We start from the raw sequence: 20,364 nt of genomic DNA on the forward strand, positions 1-20,364 counted from the left end.
GACAGGATGGACACGGTCGCGCTGTTCCGGCAGCGACCAGGCGAGGGGGCCGTTCGATGGTCGACGACGGATGGCAGGTCCCGGGGGCGAACGGGCCGCAGCACGACGGCGGTGCGCAGCCGCCGGCGACGCCGCGACCGCAGGCACCGCAGTACCCGACAGCGCAGCAGTACCCGACGGCCTGGGGCCCGGTCGGACAGCCGGGAGGCACGCCCGCCCCCGGCTTCCCCGTCCCGCCCATCGGTGGGCCGGCCCCACTGCCGCCCGCGTCCCGCCCGGTGATCCCACTCCGGCCTCTGGGTCTCGCGGACGTGCTGGCCGGCGCCTTCACGGTCTTCCGCCGCAACGCCCGCGTGCTGCTCCTCTGGGCCGTCCTGCTCTCCGGTGTCCTCGGGCTGCTGGCCACCCTCGGCACCACGGCCGGTCAGCGGATCCTGCAGAGCCGTGTGCTCTCGGCCGTCGACGGCGGGGGCCGTGGGGAGACGGACAGCATCATCGCCGGCACGGTGACCCTGTACGCGGTGCTGTCGATCGGCCTGCCCTTCCTCACCTACCTGGCGCGCGGGTTCCTCGTCGCCCCGGTCGCGGTCGACACCGGGCAGCGCGTGCTCGGGCGGCGCGGCACGTTCCGTGGCCTGTGGTCGCTGCTCGCCGGACGCCGGGGTGCTGTGATCGGCTGGATCGTCCTGCAGCTCGTCGCCGGGATCGCGGTCGCCGTCGTCTTCGTCGTGGTCGTGATCGCGTTCGTGGCCGCCCTCGCGGCGGGCCGGAGCTCGGCCGGCTGGTACGTGTTGGCGATCGTCGTCATGGCCCTCGGGTTCACGGTGCTCCTGGCGTTCCTGGTCACCCGGTTCGCCTTCACGGTGCCGACGATCGCGCTCGAGGGACGCGGGGTCTTCTCGGCGGCCGGACAGTCGTGGCGGCTCACCCGCGGCGCGTTCTGGCGCACGTTCGGCATCCTGCTCCTCGTGCAGGTCGTGCTCGGGATCGCGGGCAGCATCGCCAGCATCCCGCTCACCCTCGGGCTGAGTCTGTTCTCCGGCGTGTTCGACCCGCTCGGGCAGACCGCGTCCACGAGCGGCAGCCCCTCGGTCGGCGGCGTCATCGCCCTCGTCATCGGCAGCCTGCTCGTGATCGCGGTGCAGTCCGTGACGGACGTGCTGAGCGCCTCCGTCGTGACCTTCCTGGCGATCGACCGCCGCATCCGCACCGAGGCGCTCGACCAGCGGATCGCGTCGCACCTGGACACCGGGCAGCCCGCGGACCCGTTCGCCCCGCACGCCCCGGTGGCGCGTCCGCCGTGGACGCCGGGCGCGCCGTGGCAGCAGCAGCCGTGGCAGCAGCCCCAGCAACAGTGGCAGCCCCAGCAGCCGTGGCAGCCCCAGCAGGGCTGGCCGCAGCAGCAGCCGTGGAGCCCGCAGCAGCCGTGGCAACCGCAGCAGGGCTGGCAGCCCGAGCAACCACAGCAGCCGCCACAGCCCTGGACCCCGCAGCCGCCGGACGCCCGCGGATGAGCACCCCAGGGCCCGACGAGGCGCGCCGACTGCTCGAGCAGGAACTCGCCCACCGGGAGTACCGCGGCGCGCAGGAGACGTGGTGGGACCGGGCCTCGCGGTCGTTCCTCGACTGGCTCGGCTCCTTGGCCCCGGACGGTGTCGGCTCGCCCGGCGTCGGCCGCACCCTGCTCGTCATCGCCGTCCTCGTGCTCGTCGCCGTGGTCGTCCTGGTCGTCGTCACACGAGGGCTCCCCCGCCGCCGTGCCCGCCTCCGGCCGACGGCACCCGGCGGCGTCTTCGACGACGACGACCTCCGCTCGGCACAGGCCGTCTCCGCCGCCGCCTCGGCCGCCTTCCGTGCCGGGGACTGGGCGACCGCCGTCCTCGACGGGTACCGCGCCCTCGCCCGCGGGCTCGGCGAACGCGACCTGGTCCTCGTCGTGCCGGGTGCCACCGCGCGCGCGATCGCCGACCGCGCCACCGTCCCGTTCCCTCAGTTCGGCGACGTGCTCCGCGGTGCCTCCGACACGTTCGACGCCGTCCGCTACCTGGGCGCCGAAGCCGACGAGTCCGCCGCCCGTCGCGTCCTCGAGACCGAGCGCGCCGTCCGGGAGGCCCGCCCCACTCCCACGGACCGGCCGGCGGTCCCCGCATGAGCGCCCCGACCGCACCCGCACCGGCACCGGCGCCGACCGGGGTTCCCGCTCCCGCCGCCGCCGGCGAGGACCGGAGGCCGCGCTCGGACCGCGTCCTCCGCATCGGCGGCTGGATCGCGGTCGTCGTCGTCGGGTTGCTGCTCGCCGCCCTGACCGCCGCGGTGGGCCAGGGTGACCCGCTGCGACCCGTCCCGCTCGACCCGACCTCGACGGCGACCAGCGGCTCCCGAGCCGTGGTCCGGGTCCTCGAACAGCAGGGCACCCGGGTCGACGTGGTCCACGACGCCGACGCGCTCGACGTCGGCACAGGCGACACGGTCCTGGTCGACGACTCCGCCGGGGTGCTCGACCGTGGCGTGGCCCGTCGCATCGCACGGACGGCTCCCGACGTGGTGCTCGTGACGAACGACCCGGGCGTCCTGGAGTCCTTCGACGTCGACGCCCGTCCGGCGGGCAGCACCTCGTCGACCCGCGTGGCCTCGACCGCGTCCTGCCCGATCCCGGCGGCGCGGACCGCGGGCTCCGTCACCGTCGTCGGTGCCACCTACGACACCGACGACCCGACGGTGGAACGCTGTGCACCGTCCGGCACGGGGGCGGACACCCACTGGGGGTTGCTCCGGACCACCACGGCGGACGGTCGGGTCACCCTCCTCGGCACCACCGGCGTCCTCCGCAACGACACCGTCACCCGTGCCGGCAACGCCGCCCTCGCGCTCGGTCTGCTCGGCAGCGGCGACCGCCTGGTCTGGTACGTCCCCACCGCCGCGGGCAGCGACGCGGCCCCGTCCCTCGGTGACCTCGCCCCGCCGTGGGTGCCGAGCGCCATCGCCGTCCTCGGGCTCGTCGCGGTCGCCGCCGCCCTCTGGCGCGGCCGCCGGCTCGGGCCCCTCGTCGTCGAACGCCTGCCCGTCGTCGTCCGCGCCGCCGAGACCACCGAGGGACGCGCCCGCCTCTACGCCCGGGTCCGCGACCGCACCCACGCCCTCGACACCCTCCGGCTCGCGGCCGTCCGGCGGATCGGACGCAGCCTCGGGCTCCCCCGGTCCGCCCACGTCGACGAGGTCGTCCGACGCACCGCCGCCGTGACCGGGCGGTCCGCCGACCGCGTCGGCGCCGTGCTCGTCGGCGGCAGCACCGACGACGACCGCGCGCTCGTCGACGGGGCAGCCGCCCTGGACGAACTCGAGCACGCGGTCCACCGAGCCCGCTCCGGGGACGCGGGACGGGCCTCCCGGTCGGCGCCCACCGGGGCACCCGCGGAGCCGACACCACCGACCACGCCCGAACGACCAGGAGGACGATCGTGACCGACCTGCCCACCACCCCGCCCTCCGGCAAGGCCGCCGTGCCTGCCGCCGGGCCCACCTCCGGGCCGACCCCGGGCGGCGATGCGCTCCGCGAGGTGCTCGGCCGTGTCCGCACCGAGGTCGGAAAGGCCGTCGTCGGACAGGAGGGCGCCGTCTCCGGCATGATCGTCGGGCTGCTCGCCCAGGGCCACGTGCTGCTCGAGGGCGTCCCCGGTGTCGCGAAGACCCTGCTGGTCCGCAGCCTGGCCGCGGCGATGTCGCTCGACACCAAGCGGATCCAGTTCACGCCCGACCTGATGCCCGGCGACGTCACCGGCTCGCTCGTGTACGACGCCTCGACCGGCACCTTCCCGTTCCGCGAGGGACCGGTGTTCACGAACGTCCTGCTGGCCGACGAGGTGAACCGGACCCCGCCGAAGACACAGTCCGCCCTGCTCGAAGCGATGGAGGAACGGCAGGTCAGCGTCGACGGCGCAGCGCGGATGCTGCCCGACCCCTTCTTCGTCGCCGCCACGATGAACCCGATCGAGTTCGAGGGCACCTACACGCTCCCCGAGGCACAACTCGACCGGTTCCTCATGAAGCTGACGCTCGACCTGCCGCCGCGCGAGGTCGAGTGGCAGGTCCTCCGACGCCACGCCGACGGGTTCGTGCCGCGCGACGTCCGCTCGGCGGGGATCGTCCCCGTGGTCGGCGTCGACGAGGTCCGGGCCGCGCAGCGCGCGGTGCGTGCCGTCGGTGCCCGGGATGACGTGCTCGCCTACGTCGTGGACCTGGCCCGCGCCACCCGCCAGGCCCCCTCCGTCCGGATCGGCGTCAGCCCGCGCGGGTCCACGGCGCTGCTGGCCGCCGCGAAGGCGTGGGCGTGGCTGACCGGCTACGACGCGATCACCCCCGACCACGTCCAGGCGATGCTGCTGCCCGTGTGGCGGCACCGACTGCGGATCGCCGCCGACGCCGAGCTCGAGGGCGTCGACGCGGACGGTGTGCTGCAGCAGGTCCTCGAACAGGTCCGGGTGCCGATCTAGTGGCGGTCTCGGGTCGGTTCGTCGCACTGCTGGCAGTCGCCGTCGTCCCCACGGTGCTGCTCGGCAGCGGATGGGGCGCGCTGGCGTGGATCGGCCTGCTGCTCCTGGCGAGCGCCGTCGACCTGCTGCTCGCCGCGGACCTCACCCGCGTCCGGGTCGACCGCCGGATGCCGCGACTCGCGCGGCGGGACACCGCGGCGGAGGGCACGCTCGTCCTGAGCAACGACGGTAGCCGCGTCCTCCGCGCCCTCGTCCGGGACATGTGGGAGCCGTCGGCCGGCCAGGAACCGCGTCGCGTCCGCCTGACGGTGCCGTCCGGCGAACGCCGCACCGCCCGGATGCGCTTCACCCCGTTCCGACGCGGACGACGGACCACCACCGGGATCGCGGTCCGGGCCTCGGGTCCACTCGGCCTCGTCGCCCGCCAGCGGGTCGTCCCGGCTCCCGGCGAACTCGTCGTCACGCCGCCGTTCCGGTCGCGGCGCCACCTGCCCTCCCGACTCGCCCGGCTCCGCGAACTCGACGGCGAGACCACGCTGCAGCTCCGTGGACACGGCACCGAGTTCGACTCCCTCCGCGACTACGTCCGCGGTGACGACGTCCGGTCCATCGACTGGCGGGCCACCGCGCGCCGCCAGGACCTGGTCGTCCGCACCTGGCGCCCCGAGCGCGACCGCCGCGTCGTCGTCATCGTCGACGCCGGACGCGCGGGCGCCGGCCGGGTCGACGACGAACCCCGCCTGGACACCGCCATCGAGACGGCGCTCCTCGTCGGCGCCCTCGCGGCGGCGGCCGGTGACCGGGTCGACCTCGTCGTGCTCGACGACGCCGTGCGCGGCCGGGTGCACAGCGCGACCCGCTCGGACGTGGTCCAGCGGTTCGGCGAGACCCTCGCGCTGGCCGAGCCGGAACTCCGGCCGACCGACTGGGCCGCGGTCCCCGGCATCGTCGACGCCGTGACCACGCAGCGCGCCCTCGTGGTGCTCGCGACCAGCCTGGACTCGGTCGGCGCCTCCGGCGACCTGCTGACGGTCCTTCCCCTGCTCGCCCGGCGGCACGCCGTCGTCGTGACGTCCGTCGAGGACCCGGCCGTGGCGCGGATGGCGGCGACCGGCGAGGGTGACCGGCGGGGCGGGAGCGAGGCGGGCCTCCCGACCGGGACCGCTGCGACCCCCGGGTCGGTCGACGTGTACCGGCGGGCGGCCGCGGAACGGTCGCTGCTCGATGCCGACGGCGTCGCGGACGTCGCCCGTCGCGCCGGCGCCGAGGTCATCCGTGGTCTGCCCGAGGAGGTCCCGCCGCGGACCGCCGACGCGTACCTGCGGGCGAAGGCCGCCGGGCGGCTCTGATCTGATCGGGAGGCGCCGGCCGGGAGGCGCTGGTCGGCACTGTCAGCCGGCGACGATCTCGGAGGCTCCCCGGTCGAACTCGTCGACGTCGCCGCGCTCCCCGGCACGGTGCGCGCGCCCGCCGACCACCCACTGGTAGGTCAGGACCAGCGCGAGCGCCACCGTGCCGATGCCGATCTTGACCGGCCACGGCCAGTCCTGCCGGGTCACCGTCCCCTCGACGATCCCGGAGAGCAGCAGGGTGAGCACGAGCCCGATCGCGACCGTGATGAGCGCGCGGCCGTCCTCGGCGAGGGCCTGCGCGCGGGTCCGGTGTCCCGGGGCGATCCACGACCACGCGATCATCAGGCCGGCCCCACCCGCCAGGAAGATCGAGTACAGCTCGAGCTGCCCGTGCGGTGCGATGTAGAGGAAGAAGTCCCCGAGCCGCCCCTGCGAGTGCATGATCGACGCCGACACGCCGAGGCTCACCGCGTTCTGCACGATCGAGTACGGCACGAAGAGCCCGGTGATGCCGAACGCCACCATGCTCGCGGCGATGTACGCGTTGTTCGTCCACACCTGCGCGGTGAAGGCGCCGAGCCCGTGGTCGGAGTAGTAGTCCACGAAGTCCTGCGTGGCATACCGGCGGAGCGCCGAGTCCGAGCCGAACGTCGCGACGGCACCGGGCGTCGAGCTGATCCAGACGGCCGTCACGGCGGCGATCAGGGCGGTCGCGACGGCGACCCAGATCGTCACCCAGCGGATCCGGTACAGCGCAGCCGGCAGCTGCAGGGCGAAGAAGCCGACGACGGCGGTCACCGGGTCGACCGGCGTGCCCGTGAAGCGGAGCCGCGCACGGTGCAGGGTCAGCGACAGCCGGTCCCCGGTCGCCGAGCGTGGGGACACCTGCCGGATGCGGGCGAGGTCCGTCGCGGCCGACTGGTAGTCCGCGAGCATCCGGTCGACGTCGTCACCGGAGGTCGGACGACGCCGTGCCAGCCGGTCGAGTTCGTCCCACCGCGCACGATGTGTCTCCGCGTAGGCGTCCAGGTCCATGCGCTCCCCCTCGTGCTGGTCGGAGCCGCGCTCCGGGTCCCCGACCGCTCGTGGTCGTCTTCCGACAGAATGATCCCATGCCGAAGCGCGCCACGCCCCGGGACCTCGCGGACCGCCGCTTCGTCCGCGCCCTCGACGACACCGACGACGCACTCGTCGTCGGTGAGGCGGTCGCGCTCGACGTCGTCCCCGCGAGCATCGTGTTGCGGGGCGCGGCGGCCCTGCTCGACGCGCTGTGCCTCGTCGCGCTCCTGGTGATGCTGCTGCTCGGGCTGTCGCGCGTCATGCCGGCCGACATCGACTCCGGCTGGGCCGCCGCGACCCAGATCGTCGTGATGGTCGTCGTCTTCGTGCTCGTACCGGCGGCCGTCGAGACCGCGACGCGTGGCCGGAGCGTCGGCCGGTACGCCCTCGGCACCCGGGTGGTGCGGGTCGACGGCGGCGCGGTGTCGTTCCGGCACGCGTTCACCCGGGCGCTCGTCGGGCTCCTCGAGCTCTGGCTGACCGTGGGGTCGCTGGCGCTGCTCGTCGCCCTGTTCGGGTCCCGCCCTCGGCGACTCGGCGACCTGCTGGCCGGCACCGTCGTGCAGCACGAGCGCCTGCGTCGGTCGGTCGACCCGGTCGTGACGCTGCCGCCGTCGCTCGTCGGGTGGGCCGGCGTCGCCGACGTCCGGCGGCTGCCGCAGCGGCTGGAGAACCGGATCGCCTCGTTCTTCCGGGGTGCGGGGTCGGTCCAGCCCGGTCTGCGTGCCGAGGTCGCTCGTTCCTTGGCAGCCGAGGTGGCCGAGTACGCCCAGCCGGTGCCGACGGTGCCGGCCGAGGAGTTCCTCGCCGGGGTGGTCGCCCTGCGCCGCGCCCGTGACCTGCGGGCGTTCACCGGGCGGGCGCGCACCCTCGAGCGGGCGAGCGTCGCGGCGGGCGCGCGTCCGCCGGGCTTCCCGCGCTGACGCCCGGACGCCCGGACGCTCGAACGACGCTGCGCACCGGTCCGGGCTCAGTACCGGTACTGCTCCGACTTGTACGGGCCGTCGACCGGGACACCGATGTACGCGGCCTGCTCCGGCCGGAGTTCGGTGAGCCGGACCCCGAGGGCGTCGAGGTGCAGCCGGGCGACCTTCTCGTCCAGGTGCTTCGGCAGCACGTACACGCCGATCGGGTACTGGTCGAGCCGGGTGTGCAGCTCGATCTGCGCCAGCACCTGGTTCGTGAAGGAGTTGCTCATCACGAAGGACGGGTGCCCGGTCGCGTTGCCGAGGTTCATCAGGCGGCCTTCGCTGAGCACCAGGATCGAGCGGCCGTTCGGCAGTCGCCACTCGTGCACCTGCGGCTTGATCTCGACCTTCTCGGCACCGGCCATCGACTCGAGGCCGGTCATGTCGATCTCGTTGTCGAAGTGCCCGACGTTCGCCACGATCGCCAGGTGCTTCAGGGCGAGCATGTCGTCCACCCCGACGACGCCGAGGTTGCCGGTGCACGTCACGACGATGTCCACCTGGTCGGCGACGTCCTGCAGCCGGGCGACCTGGTAGCCGTCCATCGCGGCCTGGAGCGCGCAGATCGGGTCGACCTCGCTGACGATGACACGGGCACCCTGGCCGCGGAGGGCCTCGGCCGCCCCCTTGCCGACGTCGCCGTAGCCGACGACGAAGGCGACCTTGCCGCCGATGAGGACGTCGGTTGCCCGGTTCAGGCCGTCCGGCAGCGAGTGTCGGATGCCGTACTTGTTGTCGAACTTCGACTTGGTGACCGAGTCGTTGACGTTGATCGCCGGGAACTTCAGCTCACCGGTGCGCGCCAGTTCGTACAGGCGGTGCACGCCCGTGGTGGTCTCCTCGGTCACGCCTTCGATGTCGGCGGCGATCCGGGTCCAGCGGTCGGCGGACTGCTCGAGCGAGGACGCGACCGTGGCCAGCACGATCTTCCACTCGGCGCTGGCGTCCGGCTCGGCGTCCGGCACGCGACCGGCCGCTTCGGCGTCCACACCGGTGTGCACGAGCATCGTGGCGTCACCGCCGTCGTCGAGGATCAGGTTCGGGCCGGTCCAGTCGGCGCCGGAAGCGGCGGCCTCGGCACTCCAGTCGAAGACCTGGTTCGTGCACCACCAGTACTCGTCGAGGGTCTCGCCCTTCCAGGCGAACACCGGGACGCCGGCGGGGGCGTCCGGGGTGCCGGTCGGCCCGACGGCGACAGCGGCCGCGGCTTCGTCCTGCGTGGAGAAGATGTTGCAGCTGGCCCAGCGGACCTGCGCCCCGAGGGCGACCAGCGTCTCGATGAGGACCGCGGTCTGGACGGTCATGTGCAGCGAGCCGGCGATGCGCGCCCCGGCGAGCGGCTGCGCGGTGCCGAACTCGTCGCGGAGGGCCATCAGGCCGGGCATCTCGTTCTCGGCGAGACGGATCTGGTGGCGTCCGGCCTCGGCGAGCGAGAGGTCGGCGACGCGGAACGGGACGGCGGCGCGGGTGTCGGTCGGCATGATCGTCAGTCTTCCACGCGCTGCCGACGACGGTGGGGGCTCATGACGTCCGTGGACAGCACCACGGGAAGGGCCGCCGGTGCAGGAGAGCGCTGGACGGGCCTCCCGTCAGGAGGGGTGACGCTCCGGCGTCCGCGGCGGCGGGTCGCGGCGGATCACCCGCCAGCCCTGCGGGACCCGCAGCGTCGCGGCGTGCCGGGCACAGAGGTCGTACCCGTGCGGTTCGACGCGACCGGAGAGCGGCCCGACGACGACCATCGAGTCGGCGTAGTCGTACGTCAGGGTCGCCGAGGCGCCCGCGCCACAGGCGACCTTGCTGCAGATCCGTACGTCCATACCGGAGACGACCCTACCGGCCGTGTCCCGGGGACCCTGCCCGGGGTGCGGCCGCGTACGATGGCCGGATGCGCCGCAAGCCCAGGATCGTCACCCCGGTCGACCGTGCACGCGGACGCTCCCGCCACGGCCGCGGCCACCGGTCGAGCGTGACCGGACCCGAGCTCGCGCCGGTGATCACCCGTGCCGAGACCTTCGACCGCATAGTCGGCGACACCGCCCACTACCTGGTCGGGCTCTGGCCGGGAGAACTGGCGGGCGTGGTGTTCCAGGTCGCGGACATGCCGACCGACACCGGCCTGCCGGACGAACTGCCCCGGTGGCGCATCGAGCGCGACGACCGCCGGGTGACGGTCTTCCGGATCCCGGTCGAGCGGGTCACCCACAGCCCCGAGAAGGACGACGTGGACCGGCGGATCGTCGTCGAGACCGCGGTGTTCCGCGCGGTGGCGGAGCTGCTCGACAAGGACCCGTGGGACCTGGCACCGGACCGCTACCGCCACTGGTGACGCACCGGTCGGCGGCGCCCGCCGGGCGGACGGCCGACGGCGGACAGCAGACCGGGCGGACAGCAGACCGGTCCGAGCCCTAGGGGTAGATGCGCACCGGACTCGAGACCTCGGTCTCCGGCCGCACCGGGAACCCGGCGATGCCGTCGTCCCCCTGGTACGTGACCCCGGCGACCAGCCCGTCCGCACCGCTGATCGTGACCTGCTGTGCGGTCGGCACCTTCACCGTGGCGGTCGAACCGGAGGTGACCTGCACCTCCTGCGAGTCGTCGCCCGAGCGCACGGTGACGGTCGCGTCCTGCCGGGTCGGGTTGACGAGGTTCAGCCGCGCCCCGGAGCCGGCGGCGACCGCGGTGACCGTGGTGCCCGAGAGCGGCTCGGCCGAGGCGAACCAGCCCAGGTCGGTCCGGTCGTCGTCGGTGGGGGTCGTGGTGCGGGCTCCGGCGACGATCGGCACCGACGAGTCGATCGTGAACGAGTAGCGCCCGTCCGGGAAGTCGTCGAGCGGCACGTCGGTGACGACGCCCGGCTCGGCGGTGGCGTCGACCGTCGTGCCGCCGCCGTCCGCCGTGGTGATGCCGAGGGTGACGCGTGCGACCTCGGTGCCCGGCACGTAGAGGCGGAGGACCGGGCCGGCGTCGGCGGTGTCCTCACCGCGTTGGGCCCCCTCGGCGTCGTCGAGGACGACCGCGGGGATGACCTGGCTCCGCGACGGTGCCGCCCCGCCGGAGACGATGTCGAACCCGCCGGGGGTGAGCGTCCGGACGACGGTCTCCTGCATGTGGGCGACGATCTGGCCGCCGGACGAGGTGACGTGCACGACGGTCGAGCCCTGGTCGGTGACGAAGCCGGAGAGCGGCACGACCTTCTGCGAGTTCGGGGCGACCACGATGCCGGTGGTCCCCGGGGCACTGACGGTGCCGGTGGCGTCCGCGATGGTCAGGTCGACGGTCGCGTTGACGTCGGTCGGGTTGCTGAGCGTGACCAGGCTGGTGCGGCCGGTCTCGGTCGATCCGCCGACCAACCACGTCGACTGCGACGGGTCGTCACAGGAGGCTGCGCCCACGCCGACGACGTCACCGTCGGACACGCTCTGGTAGCTGCTGCCCGCCACCTGCGGCGCGGTCTCCCCCGCCGGTGCGGTGAGGAGGGTCGGTGCGCTGCTGCCGGTGCTCGCGCTGCCGAGCTCACTGCGGTCGACCCGGTCGCCGGTGGTGGCCGTGGCGATCTGCGGCGACCCGATGGTGCTCGCGCGGGTGGCGTCGTTTCCGGCGTCGTCGGACAGACGCAGGGCGCTGCCGGCGCAGACGCGCTCCGCGGCGGCCGGCACCGGGATGACGGTCCGACCGGCGGGGTGTCCCGGGTCCTCGGTGGTGCCGATCGTGTGTGCGGCGGCGATCGTGCCGGCCGCGACGATCACGGCGACGGCGGTGGCGGTGCCGCGGAGGGCCCAGCGGCGCGCGGTGCTCGTGCTCATTCGTCGCGCTCCTCGTCGAAGGTGGTGGCGGGTTCGTCGGCTTCGAGGACGTTCGACGTCGCACGGCGGCGGCGCGGCGCGGTCGGCACGGCGAGCAGTGCGGCGGCGCCGAACACCACGCCGATCACCACGAGGTAGAGCACGTGGGTGGCCTTCGCGGCGGCCGAGCCCGTGCTGGTCCGGTCGACGTCGCCCTCGTAGTGGAACAGCGACCCGTTGGTGGTCTCGCCGATGCTCGTGAAGCGCGCGTCCTGTCCGATCGCGCCGGCGGCACGGTCGTGCACGGCGCGGGCCTCCGGGTCGGCGGGGGCGTCGTCGAGCAGGACGAAGCTGACGCCGAGGTCGCGGAGGGCCGGTTCGGGGTCGTAGCCGCTGCGGCTCGCGAGGTTGCCGGCCAGGGTCGCCAGGCGGCTGCCTGACCGGCTCAACGAGAGCGCGGTGGCGTCGAGGGTGGACTGGTCGTCGAGCGTCGAGCCCTGACCGCGTTCGAGGGCGACCGCGAGCGAGCCGTCGGTCTGCGGCTGGACGACGAGCGTGCCGACGTCGGGGTTCGCCTGCGCCTCGGCGTTGACGTAGGCGCTGAGCACCCGGCCCGAGGTCGGCTGGATGGCCGCGCGGTCGAGGTAGAAGGCGGCGAAGGCCGGGGCGACCGCGACGGCGGCGAACACCGTCGCGACGAGTCCGACCACCGGTGCGGCCCGGGGGACGGTGTCGACACCGATGCAGGCGGCGACGACGATCGCGAGGGCGAACACCGACAGCGCGCTGCCCGGCCAGACGATCGTGGTGGTGGACCCGACGCCGGTGACGGCCAGGTGCGTGGCGCCGAACGCGGTCGCGTAGCCGAGGAGTGCGGCGACCAGCGCGGTGCCGGCGAGCGACCAGCGGTGACCGAGGACGGCTCCGACGGCACTGACGGCGACCGGCAGGGCCAGCACCGCCATCACGATCGGCAGCACCGCGTCACCGAGGCCGAGCGGCGCGACCGCGGACAGCCAGCCGTTCCAGTCCGGCAGCGGCTGCCCGATCGCGAGCTGCAGGGCGCTCGGCGCGGGCGTGGCGGAGGGGACGCCCGGGTCGGCGAAGACCGCGAGCGGGTTGCCCCGGGCGATCTGCGCGAGCACGAGCGGGACGAAGAGCACCGCGGCCGGCACCGGCACGAAGACGCGTCGGTGGGCGTGCCGCCAGCCGACGGCGAGGGCGACGAGCCAGCCGATGAGCAGCACCGGCAGGAGTGACGGTGCCGAGGCGGCGATGACGGCGAAGAGCAGGGCGGCGCCCGAGGCCGACGCCCAGGAGCGGTGCGCCTCGACGAGGGTCAGGAACAGCCAGGGCAGCAGCACGTGGGCGATCACGGCGCCGAGGTGACCCGTGGTGACCGCGCCGACGAGCGCGGGAGCGACTGTGTAGAGGACCGCGCCGATGACCGGCACCCAGGTGCGCGTCGTCACCTTGCGCACCGCGGCCCAGGCACCGAGGGCGGCGAGTGGGAAGGACAGCAGCATGACCACGACGACCGAGGTGGACGGCGACCAGAACGTGATCGAGCCGAGCACCGCGACGACCGCGGCGAAGGGGTCCGACGGGCCGGTGAACCCGGTCCCGAGGGAGTGCCAGCCGAACCCGACGTTCCGCCAGAGGTCGCCGACGTCGGTGCTCAGCGGCAGCAGTCCGCCGCCGGTGAGCGCGGGCGACCCGAGCAGCGGGAAGAGCGTGACGACGCTGAGCACGGCCGCCGCGAGGACGACCCAGATGCCGCCGTCGGCCAGGAACGAGGCGCGGGCGATCGGCGCGTCCTCGACCCGCGCGAGCTCGACGTCGCGGGAGGTCGTGCGGTGTTCGTGCACCCGCCGCCAGCTGATCCGGAGCGGTTCGATCGCGGCCCAGCCGAGCTTCCGGTTCGCCGCCAGGGTCTTCCGGGCACGGCCGACGCCGCCGCCGAACGCGACCGCGAACGCCGCGGCGAGTTCGCCACCGACGGCGGCCGGGTGCTTCGCGACGAGGTGGCCGATCGCGCGGCCGAGGGCGAACGGCACGAGGGTCAGCCAGTGGATCCAGAGGACCCCGGCGGACGAGTAGGTCAGTCGGCGGTGCAGCTGCGCCTGGCGGTGCATCCGCACGCGGCGACGCTCGGAGACCTTGGCGCGGCCGAACTCCTCGATCGGCCCGGCGCTGGTCGCGCGGGCCTCCGGGACGACGGCGACACGGTGGCCGGCCAGGCGTGCGCGCACCGAGAAGTCGAGCGCGGCATCGACGTCCGGCAGCGCCGGGTCGAACCCGCCCAGGCTGTTCCACACCGACCGGCGGACGAGCATGCCGCCGGCGGAGACGCCGAGCACGTCGGTGTGCCGGTCGTGCTGGCCCTGGTCGAGTTCGTCCTGGACGAGGGTGATCGAGCGGCCCATCCGGGTCATGCTCTCGCCGAAGGCGGCGATGCGGGCCGGGTCGTCGACGTTGACGAGCTTCGGACCGGCGATCGCGACGGAGGGGGCGATCTCGACGGCACCGAGGAGGGCGGCGAGCGTGCCGGGCGTGGGGCTGTTGTCGTGGCCCAGGAGCCACAGCCACTCGTCGACGCCGTCTCCGGCCTCGGCGCGCGGTGCGACCTGTTCGCCGTGGCGGACGGCCTCGCCGAAGGGGCGACCGGCCGCGATGCGGGAGAGCTGGGCGCTGCCGCCGAAGGACAGTTCCGAGGTGGATCCGTCGGTCGAGCCGACGTCGACCACCACGAGCCCCTCCGGCGGGCGGGTCTGTGCCGCCAGGGCGTTCAGGGTGCGGTCGAGATGGTCCGACCCGTTGGCTGCGACGAGGATCGCGGTGACGCGGGGCGTGGAGGCACTGGGCTGCATGACGGGAGCGACTCTACGGGCCGGGAGGCGCGGTGCCGGCCGCCGACGGCGGCGCGGCGTGAACCTGTGGGAGCCTCAGGCGCGCTTCCGGAGCTTGCGACGCTCGCGTTCGGAGAGGCCGCCCCAGATGCCGAACCGCTCGTCGTTCTCGAGTGCGTACTCGAGGCACTGGGAGCGGACCTCGCACGAGGTGCAGATCTTCTTCGCCTCGCGGGTGGAGCCGCCCTTCTCGGGGAAGAACGCCTCGGGGTCGGTCTGGGCGCAGAGCGAGTCGACCTGCCACGAGAGCGGGTTCTCCTCGTCGGCCTCGGACGACCGTCGGACCCCCGGGACGCCGAGGGCGACGGGATCGACGTGCCAGTCGTCCGGCACTCCGGCTTCGAAGTCGGATGCGCTCACCCTGATCACCCCTTGACGTCTCGGTTCGGGTCCCTGACGACGGTGTCGTCGGTGTAATTACATCGGTGTGATTCCCCGGAGTCAAGTCGCGGATCATAGAAGCCGCTCCGGCTTCTGCCGTGGCATGTCCCCCATTCGGGCGTGTCGCGGCGTGTCTGCGGGCCTTTCGGGGGACAGCGACGCCCCGCGTCCGGGGTGGAGGCGGGGCGTGGCGGCCGGACGCTGTCTACTTCGCGCGCTGCCGGGCCTCCCAGGCGCTCGTCACCATGTCGTCGAGCGTGTGCCGCATCGCCCACTCGAGGTCCCGCCCGGCCGCCTCGCCGGTGGCGACGATGCGGGCCGGGTCGCCGGCGCGACGCGGGGCGACCTCGGGGCGGAAGTCGATGCCGGTCCCCCGGGCCATCGCGTCCATGATCTGGCGGACGCTCACGCCGTCACCGCTGCCGAGGTTGTACGCGCGCTGCAGCGGCTCCCCCGCCTCGAGCTTGCGGGCGGCGACCGCGTGCGAGTGCGCCAGGTCGGCGACGTGCACGTAGTCGCGGACGCAGGTGCCGTCCGGCGTCGCGTAGTCGTCCCCGTTGATCCGCGGCGTCCGACCGGCCAGCAGGGCGTCGAAGACGAGCGGGAAGAGGTTGTGCGGGCTGGCGTCGTACAGGTCCGGCTCCCCCGACCCGACGACGTTGAAGTAGCGGAGCGAGGTCGTCGTGAAGCCCGCGGCGACCTCCATGTCCCGGAGCAGCCACTCACCGATGAGCTTCGACTCGCCGTACGGGGACTCCGGGGCCTTCGGGGTCTCCTCGACCACCACGTCGACGTCCGGCGTGCCGTACACGGCCGCGCTCGAGGAGAACACGACCTTGTCGACGCCGGCGTCGGCGGCCGCACGGAGCAGGGTCGCCATGCCGGTCACGTTCTGCTCGTAGGTGTGCAGCGGCCGTTCGACCGAGACGCCCGCGTACTTGAAGCCCGCGACGTGGACGACACCCGTGACGTCGTGTTCGCGGAGCGTGCGGGCGAGGAGCTCACCGTCCAGGATGGTGCCCTCGACGAAGGGCACGCTCTCCGGCACGAACGCGCGGAAGCCGCTCGAGAGGTCGTCCAACGCGACCGTGTCGAGACCCGCCGCGACCAGCGCTCGGACGACGTGGGACCCGATGTACCCGGCACCGCCGGTGACCAACCAACTCATGCCGCCACGCTAGCGGACCGGCCGGCCGCCCCGGGCGTCCGGTGCGCTCCCCTACGCGCCGGTCGCGATGAAGACCGTCGCGGTGCGGCCGCTGCCGGCGTCCGCCTCGACCGACACGTCGCCCTCGTCCGGGGTGATGTAGCACGACTCCCCCTGGCGGAGCAGCGTCGCGGAGTGCGCCCCGACGAGCGTGACGACCCCCTCGGTGCAGATCGCGATCGACGGACCCGACAGCGGTGCGGTGCCGCCGGTCGTGAGCCCGACCGGGCGTCCGTCGCTCGTGACGCGCACCAGGGCGAACCCGACGCCCTCCGGGGCGAAGCGGTCGACGACCGGGCTGAGGTGCTCCGGTTCGAGCAGCGGTGCCGGGTACGCCGTGAAGTCGAGGACGCGCAGCAGTTCCGGGACGTCCACGTGCTTCGGGGTGAGGCCGCCGCGGAGCACGTTGTCGGACGGGGCCATCAGCTCGATGCCCAGGCCGTCGAGGTACGCGTGGATGTTGCCGGCGGGCAGGTACATCGCCTCGCCGCGGGTCAGCGTCACGCGGTGCATGAGGAGCGAGACGACGACGCCGGGGTCGTCCGGGTAGGCCCGGGCGAGGTCGGCGGCGGTCGCGGTGTTCGGCGAGACGGTGGTGTCGGCGGCGGTCGCGGCGTCCACGGCCGCTGCGGCCAGGTGACCGACCGCACCGATCACGGCGCGGGCGGAGTCGTCGGTCTCCTCGAGCCAGCGCACGGTGTCCTCGAGCCCCTGCTGCAGGTGCACGACGAGCGGGCCGAGTCGACCGGACCCGGCGTCGAGGGTCTCGACCTCGGCGAGCGCGTCGGCCACGGGGCGGAAGCCGCTGAGGGCCTCGAACCGGTCGCTCAGCGCGACGACGAGTTCGGGCTTCGGGAACGGGTCCTTGTAGTTGCGGGCCGGGTCGTCGATCGGGACGCCCGCGGCTTCTTCACGGTCGAAGCCCTCGCGTGCCTGCTCGGGCGTCGGGTGTGCCTGCAGGGAGAGCGGGGCGGCGGCGGCCAGGACCTTGAGCAGGAAGGGCAGGCCGGTCCGGTCGTCGCCGAGGGCGGTCTGCGGTTCGGCGTCGATCCAGTCGAGGACGGTGTCCGCGCCGCCGACCATGGCGGGGTTCACCACGACGCTCGGGCTGCCGGGGTGGGCGCCGAGCCAGAGTTCGGCCTGCGGGACGCCGGTGACGGTCCGTCCGAGCAGTTCGGGGATCGCGGAGACGGACCCCCAGGCGTAGTCGCGCGGGGTGTTCGTGATGCCGAGGAACATGGGTCGAGCGTATCCGGCGATGCGCGGCACTAACCTGTCCTCCGTGACGAACACCTGGCCACTGGCGCGCGGCTCCGTGCCCGAACGAGAGGCCTTCGCCCTCGCCGCCACGGTCCTGCTGACGCTGTCGGCGGGCGACGCCGTCCCGAACACGATCACGTGGTGGGGTGCCGCGGCGGTCTGGGCGCTCGAGGGCGCCTGGGGTGTCAGCGTCGTGGTCCGGGCGCGTCCGCCGTTGACGCGCACGCCGCGCGCGCTCTGGCTCTTCCTGGCCTGGTGCCTGGTCTCCGTGCTCTGGTCGCACTGGCGGCCGGCGACGCTGGCGAGCACCGTGGCGCAGGTGCTGTGCGCGCTGGTCGCCTTCGCGATCGCCTCGACCCTGACCTGGCGGCGGATCCTCGACGCGATGAGCCTGGCGTTCCGCTGGGTGCTCGGGCTGTCCCTGCTGTTCGAGGCCGTCGTCGCCGTCGTCGTCCGGCACCCGATCGCTCCGATCTGGACGGACTACGGCGACCGGGACATCCCGGACGCGTTCTACTTCTCGCGGGCCGAGCTCTTCACCGGTGGTCGCATCCAGGGGCTGCCGGGCAACGCGAACCTGCTGGCGATGGTCGCCCTGCTCGCGGCGATCGTCGTGGCCGTACAGCTCGCCGAGGGCCGGATGCGCCGGATGCGGGCGATCGGCTGGCTCGTCGTCGCCGTGCTGGTGACCGCGCTGACCCGTTCGAGCACCGTGCTCGTCGCCGCGTTCGTCGTGCTCGTGGTCCTGGCGCTCGCGCTCGGGATGCGTCGGGTCCCGACCGAGCGCCGGGCGCCGCGGTACGGGGCGATCGCCCTCGGTCTGGTGGTCGTGGTCGTCGGGGTGGTGCTCGCGAAGGACTCCCTGGTCGCCGTGCTGGGTCGGTCCTCCGACCTCACGGGTCGCGGGACGATCTGGAAAGCCGTCTGGGGGCTCATCGAGCAGCACCCGGTCCTCGGGTTCGGCTGGATCGGCTACTGGTGGCCGGACATCCCCCTGCTCGCGCACCTCGCGCCGCGCAACGGCGTCACCTACCTGCAGGCGCACGACGCGGCGCTCGACGTCTGGATGCAGACCGGGCTCGTCGGTCTCGTGCTCTTCGCCGTCTACGTCGTGACGACGCTCAGCCGTTCCTGGGCGGGCGCCACCCGCGTCGGCTTCGGCCCCGACCTGGCGCCGCGGCCCTTCGACGCGGTCGGGCTGTTCCCGCTGCTGGTCGTCGTCGCCCTGCTGGTGCAGGCGATCGCGGAGTCGCGGCTGCTCTACCAGGGCAACTGGGTGCTGTTCGCCCTGCTCGCGATCAAGTCACGCATCGTCCTGGTCACCGAGGAGCCCCCGTCGGTCGGCGACGGCCCACGCACGCCGATCGCGAAGCGCGCGTTCCGGTGGGCGGCGAACCCCTGAACCGCCGGGCCACCCGCCCGACCGACTGACCGGCTGCCCGGCTGCCCGGACGAGCCGACGGGCCGACGAGCGACGTCGCGACCTTGTGCCGGACTCAGCGGTCGCGGAGCACGAGGCTACACGGCACCACTGCGGTCCACGGGGCCGTGCGGACGTCGAGCACGGCCCGTGGGTCCGCCCGGCAGGTCGCGACCGCGTCACGGAACTGCGGCTGCCACTCCGGTCCGGCGTCCCGGCGCGTGACGGTGGACGCGTTCGCCACACACGTCGTCACCAGGACCGCGACCACGCACCAGCCGACGGCCGACCGGACGACGTGTGCCGCGCCTCCAGACCGGGAGGTCCGCCCCACCAGGCGACGTCCGCTGCGGCCCGACGTGACCACACGCTCGACCAGGACGGCGGCGGCCACAACGACGGCCGCGGTGAGGAGCATGCCGGCGGCGGCCGCGTACCGGGAGGGCGTGGCGGTGACCAGCGCCGTCGGCGGGGCCGTCGACCACCGGCCGTCGGCCGAACGGTTCGCCAGGAGCGCCGCGGTCCAGACCACGCCGGCGCCGACCAGCAGCGACACGGCGAGCACCGCGGCCCGCCAGCGGCCACTGCGCAGCGCGACGACGCTGCCGAGGAGGACGACGACGAGCACGAGGACGGCGGGCACCACGAGCACCCACCACCCGTGGTCGACGACCGTGCCGGCCACCGCCGTCAGGTCCGCGTCCCAGAGCCCGCCGACGGTCTGCAGCAGCCAGCCGGCGACGACGTCGGCGGCGGTGGGGTCACCCGGGCGGGCGACCCGGGTGGTGGTGAGCGCCGTCACGACCTGCGCGGTCCCCGTGGCGAGGGCAGCCAGGGTCACGGGCAGGGGCACGAGGCGGCGTGGCTGCACGACGGCCAGTGGGCCCGAGGGGTACGGCGTCCGCGTCGGCAGCCAGGCCAGGACGAGGAGCGGGAGGAAGAGGACGGCCTGCACCTCGGTGCCGAGGGCGAGGACGGTGACCACGGCGAGACCCGCGGCACCCCACCAGGTCCGGCTCCGGTAGGCGAGCAGCCAGGGCGTGAGGAACAGCGCGAAGGTGTGCAGGTTCGCCGCGTTGCCGGAGACCTCCCACGGCGCGGTGGGCAGGACGACCGGGACCACGGCGAGCACGAGCCGGAGCGGCCACGACGGCACGACGTCGCGCGCCAGCAGGAACACCGCCGCGCAGACCGCACCGGCGAGCAGGCACGAGGTCGCGGAGACCACGAGGGCGTAGTCCGCGACCGGGAACGACAGCGCCAGGTCCACGACCAGCCGCGGGACCAGGTGCAGGTACCCGGCGTACGGGTGGACCAGGCTCGCGACCGGTCCGAGTGCCAGGTGCTCGCGGAGGAAGACCCCGCCGTCCTCGGCCCAGGCGGTGCCGCGGGCGACCGGTCCGAGCCGCAGCCACGCGGTCGCGGCGGCGAGCGCACCCACCAGCAGCGCCGTGACCGTCGCGGCGAGTGCGGTCTCCCGGCCCCGCCGCGTGTGTCCCATCGCGCTCGACGGTAGTGCGATGACGACGATCCGCG

17 protein-coding genes are annotated in these 20,364 nt (G+C 74.1%); 8 read left to right on the forward strand and 9 right to left on the reverse strand.

Annotated elements, in window-relative coordinates; all coding sequences use genetic code 11:
* Positions 1-56: 56 nt before the first annotated feature.
* The 5 genes from QL987_RS09990 to QL987_RS10010 all read left to right on the forward strand — a co-directional run bounded on the left by QL987_RS09990 (position 57) and on the right by QL987_RS10010 (position 5,839).
* Positions 57-1,514, forward strand: a complete 1,458-nt coding sequence (locus tag QL987_RS09990) for a glycerophosphoryl diester phosphodiesterase membrane domain-containing protein (protein WP_290157506.1) — start codon at positions 57-59, stop codon at positions 1,512-1,514.
* Positions 1,511-2,152, forward strand: coding sequence for a DUF4129 domain-containing protein (locus tag QL987_RS09995; protein ID WP_290157507.1), 642 nt, complete (start codon positions 1,511-1,513; stop codon positions 2,150-2,152). Before QL987_RS09990 ends, QL987_RS09995 begins: the two co-directional genes overlap by 4 nt.
* The gene (locus tag QL987_RS10000) at positions 2,149-3,462 is read left to right on the forward strand and encodes a DUF4350 domain-containing protein (RefSeq protein ID WP_290157508.1); all 1,314 of its coding nucleotides are present in this window, start codon (positions 2,149-2,151) and stop codon (positions 3,460-3,462) included. Before QL987_RS09995 ends, QL987_RS10000 begins: the two co-directional genes overlap by 4 nt.
* A gap of 95 nt (positions 3,463-3,557) precedes the next feature.
* A complete protein-coding gene (locus tag QL987_RS10005) occupies positions 3,558-4,490 on the forward strand; it encodes a MoxR family ATPase (protein ID WP_111074405.1) in 933 nt (310 codons plus the stop codon).
* Positions 4,490-5,839: a DUF58 domain-containing protein gene (locus QL987_RS10010; protein ID WP_290157509.1), complete on the forward strand. Its 1,350-nt coding sequence runs from the start codon at positions 4,490-4,492 to the stop codon at positions 5,837-5,839. The genes QL987_RS10005 and QL987_RS10010 overlap by 1 nt, the downstream gene beginning before the upstream one ends.
* 42 nt (positions 5,840-5,881) lie before the next feature.
* On the opposite strand, the gene QL987_RS10015 is transcribed toward QL987_RS10010, so the two are convergent.
* A complete protein-coding gene (locus QL987_RS10015; protein WP_290157510.1) occupies positions 5,882-6,877 on the reverse strand; it encodes a stage II sporulation protein M in 996 nt (331 codons plus the stop codon).
* A 77-nt stretch (positions 6,878-6,954) separates the two neighbouring features.
* Here QL987_RS10015 and QL987_RS10020 point away from each other — a divergent pair, with 77 nt between their 5' ends.
* A complete protein-coding gene (locus tag QL987_RS10020) occupies positions 6,955-7,824 on the forward strand; it encodes an RDD family protein (protein ID WP_290157511.1) in 870 nt (289 codons plus the stop codon).
* A gap of 47 nt (positions 7,825-7,871) precedes the next feature.
* Here QL987_RS10020 and ahcY read toward each other — a convergent pair whose 3' ends face one another.
* Together ahcY and QL987_RS10030 are read right to left on the reverse strand one after the other, a co-directional pair.
* On the reverse strand, positions 7,872-9,350 hold the full coding sequence (gene ahcY, locus QL987_RS10025; protein ID WP_111074220.1) for an adenosylhomocysteinase: 1,479 nt from the start codon (positions 9,348-9,350) through the stop codon (positions 7,872-7,874).
* A gap of 108 nt (positions 9,351-9,458) precedes the next feature.
* Complete coding sequence (locus QL987_RS10030) at positions 9,459-9,686, reverse strand: DUF3499 family protein (protein WP_110904719.1); 228 nt, start codon at positions 9,684-9,686, stop codon at positions 9,459-9,461.
* A gap of 68 nt (positions 9,687-9,754) precedes the next feature.
* Between QL987_RS10030 and QL987_RS10035 the strand changes: the two genes are divergently transcribed.
* Positions 9,755-10,195 (forward strand): metallopeptidase family protein, encoded by a 441-nt coding sequence (locus QL987_RS10035; protein WP_111074221.1) that lies wholly within the window; start codon positions 9,755-9,757, stop codon positions 10,193-10,195.
* A gap of 79 nt (positions 10,196-10,274) precedes the next feature.
* Here the strand turns inward: QL987_RS10035 and QL987_RS10040 are convergent, their stop codons facing one another.
* The 5 genes from QL987_RS10040 to manA form a co-directional block, all read right to left on the reverse strand.
* Positions 10,275-11,672: a DUF5719 family protein gene (locus tag QL987_RS10040; RefSeq protein ID WP_253463523.1), complete on the reverse strand. Its 1,398-nt coding sequence runs from the start codon at positions 11,670-11,672 to the stop codon at positions 10,275-10,277.
* Positions 11,669-14,521 carry a glycosyltransferase gene (locus tag QL987_RS10045; RefSeq protein WP_290157512.1) on the reverse strand — a complete coding sequence of 951 codons (2,853 nt, stop codon included), beginning with the start codon at positions 14,519-14,521 and terminating at the stop codon, positions 11,669-11,671. Before QL987_RS10045 ends, QL987_RS10040 begins: the two co-directional genes overlap by 4 nt.
* A gap of 75 nt (positions 14,522-14,596) precedes the next feature.
* Positions 14,597-14,920: a WhiB family transcriptional regulator gene (locus QL987_RS10050; protein WP_290157513.1), complete on the reverse strand. Its 324-nt coding sequence runs from the start codon at positions 14,918-14,920 to the stop codon at positions 14,597-14,599.
* Positions 14,921-15,146: 226 nt separating this feature from the next.
* Entirely contained in the window at positions 15,147-16,109 is a 963-nt protein-coding gene (gene galE, locus QL987_RS10055; RefSeq protein ID WP_290157514.1) for a UDP-glucose 4-epimerase GalE, read from the reverse strand.
* A gap of 51 nt (positions 16,110-16,160) precedes the next feature.
* A complete protein-coding gene (gene manA, locus QL987_RS10060) occupies positions 16,161-17,387 on the reverse strand; it encodes a mannose-6-phosphate isomerase, class I (protein WP_290157515.1) in 1,227 nt (408 codons plus the stop codon).
* A 43-nt stretch (positions 17,388-17,430) separates the two neighbouring features.
* Between manA and QL987_RS10065 the strand changes: the two genes are divergently transcribed.
* The gene (locus QL987_RS10065) at positions 17,431-18,810 is read left to right on the forward strand and encodes an O-antigen ligase family protein (RefSeq protein ID WP_221849639.1); all 1,380 of its coding nucleotides are present in this window, start codon (positions 17,431-17,433) and stop codon (positions 18,808-18,810) included.
* A gap of 94 nt (positions 18,811-18,904) precedes the next feature.
* Here QL987_RS10065 and QL987_RS10070 read toward each other — a convergent pair whose 3' ends face one another.
* On the reverse strand, positions 18,905-20,329 hold the full coding sequence (locus QL987_RS10070) for a hypothetical protein (RefSeq protein WP_290157516.1): 1,425 nt from the start codon (positions 20,327-20,329) through the stop codon (positions 18,905-18,907).
* Positions 20,330-20,364: the final 35 nt, after the last annotated feature.

The organism is Curtobacterium sp. APC 4022 (genome assembly GCF_030407555.1).
GTDB lineage: Bacteria > Actinomycetota > Actinomycetes > Actinomycetales > Microbacteriaceae > Curtobacterium.

Excerpts from the sequence above, each read along its gene's own strand:
- QL987_RS10070 (WP_290157516.1), bottom strand. The coding sequence starts at position 20,329 with ATGGGACACACGCGGCGGGGCCGGGAGACCGCACTCGCCGCGACGGTC.
- QL987_RS09995 (WP_290157507.1), top strand. The coding sequence starts at position 1,511 with ATGAGCACCCCAGGGCCCGACGAGGCGCGCCGACTGCTCGAGCAGGAA.
- QL987_RS10000 (WP_290157508.1), top strand. The coding sequence starts at position 2,149 with ATGAGCGCCCCGACCGCACCCGCACCGGCACCGGCGCCGACCGGGGTT.
- galE (WP_290157514.1), bottom strand. The coding sequence starts at position 16,109 with ATGAGTTGGTTGGTCACCGGCGGTGCCGGGTACATCGGGTCCCACGTC.
- manA (WP_290157515.1), bottom strand. The coding sequence starts at position 17,387 with ATGTTCCTCGGCATCACGAACACCCCGCGCGACTACGCCTGGGGGTCC.
- QL987_RS09990 (WP_290157506.1), top strand. The coding sequence starts at position 57 with ATGGTCGACGACGGATGGCAGGTCCCGGGGGCGAACGGGCCGCAGCAC.
- QL987_RS10020 (WP_290157511.1), top strand. The coding sequence starts at position 6,955 with ATGCCGAAGCGCGCCACGCCCCGGGACCTCGCGGACCGCCGCTTCGTC.
- QL987_RS10035 (WP_111074221.1), top strand. The coding sequence starts at position 9,755 with ATGCGCCGCAAGCCCAGGATCGTCACCCCGGTCGACCGTGCACGCGGA.
- QL987_RS10040 (WP_253463523.1), bottom strand. The coding sequence starts at position 11,672 with ATGAGCACGAGCACCGCGCGCCGCTGGGCCCTCCGCGGCACCGCCACC.
- ahcY (WP_111074220.1), bottom strand. The coding sequence starts at position 9,350 with ATGCCGACCGACACCCGCGCCGCCGTCCCGTTCCGCGTCGCCGACCTC.
- QL987_RS10015 (WP_290157510.1), bottom strand. The coding sequence starts at position 6,877 with ATGGACCTGGACGCCTACGCGGAGACACATCGTGCGCGGTGGGACGAA.
- QL987_RS10045 (WP_290157512.1), bottom strand. The coding sequence starts at position 14,521 with ATGCAGCCCAGTGCCTCCACGCCCCGCGTCACCGCGATCCTCGTCGCA.
- QL987_RS10030 (WP_110904719.1), bottom strand. The coding sequence starts at position 9,686 with ATGGACGTACGGATCTGCAGCAAGGTCGCCTGTGGCGCGGGCGCCTCG.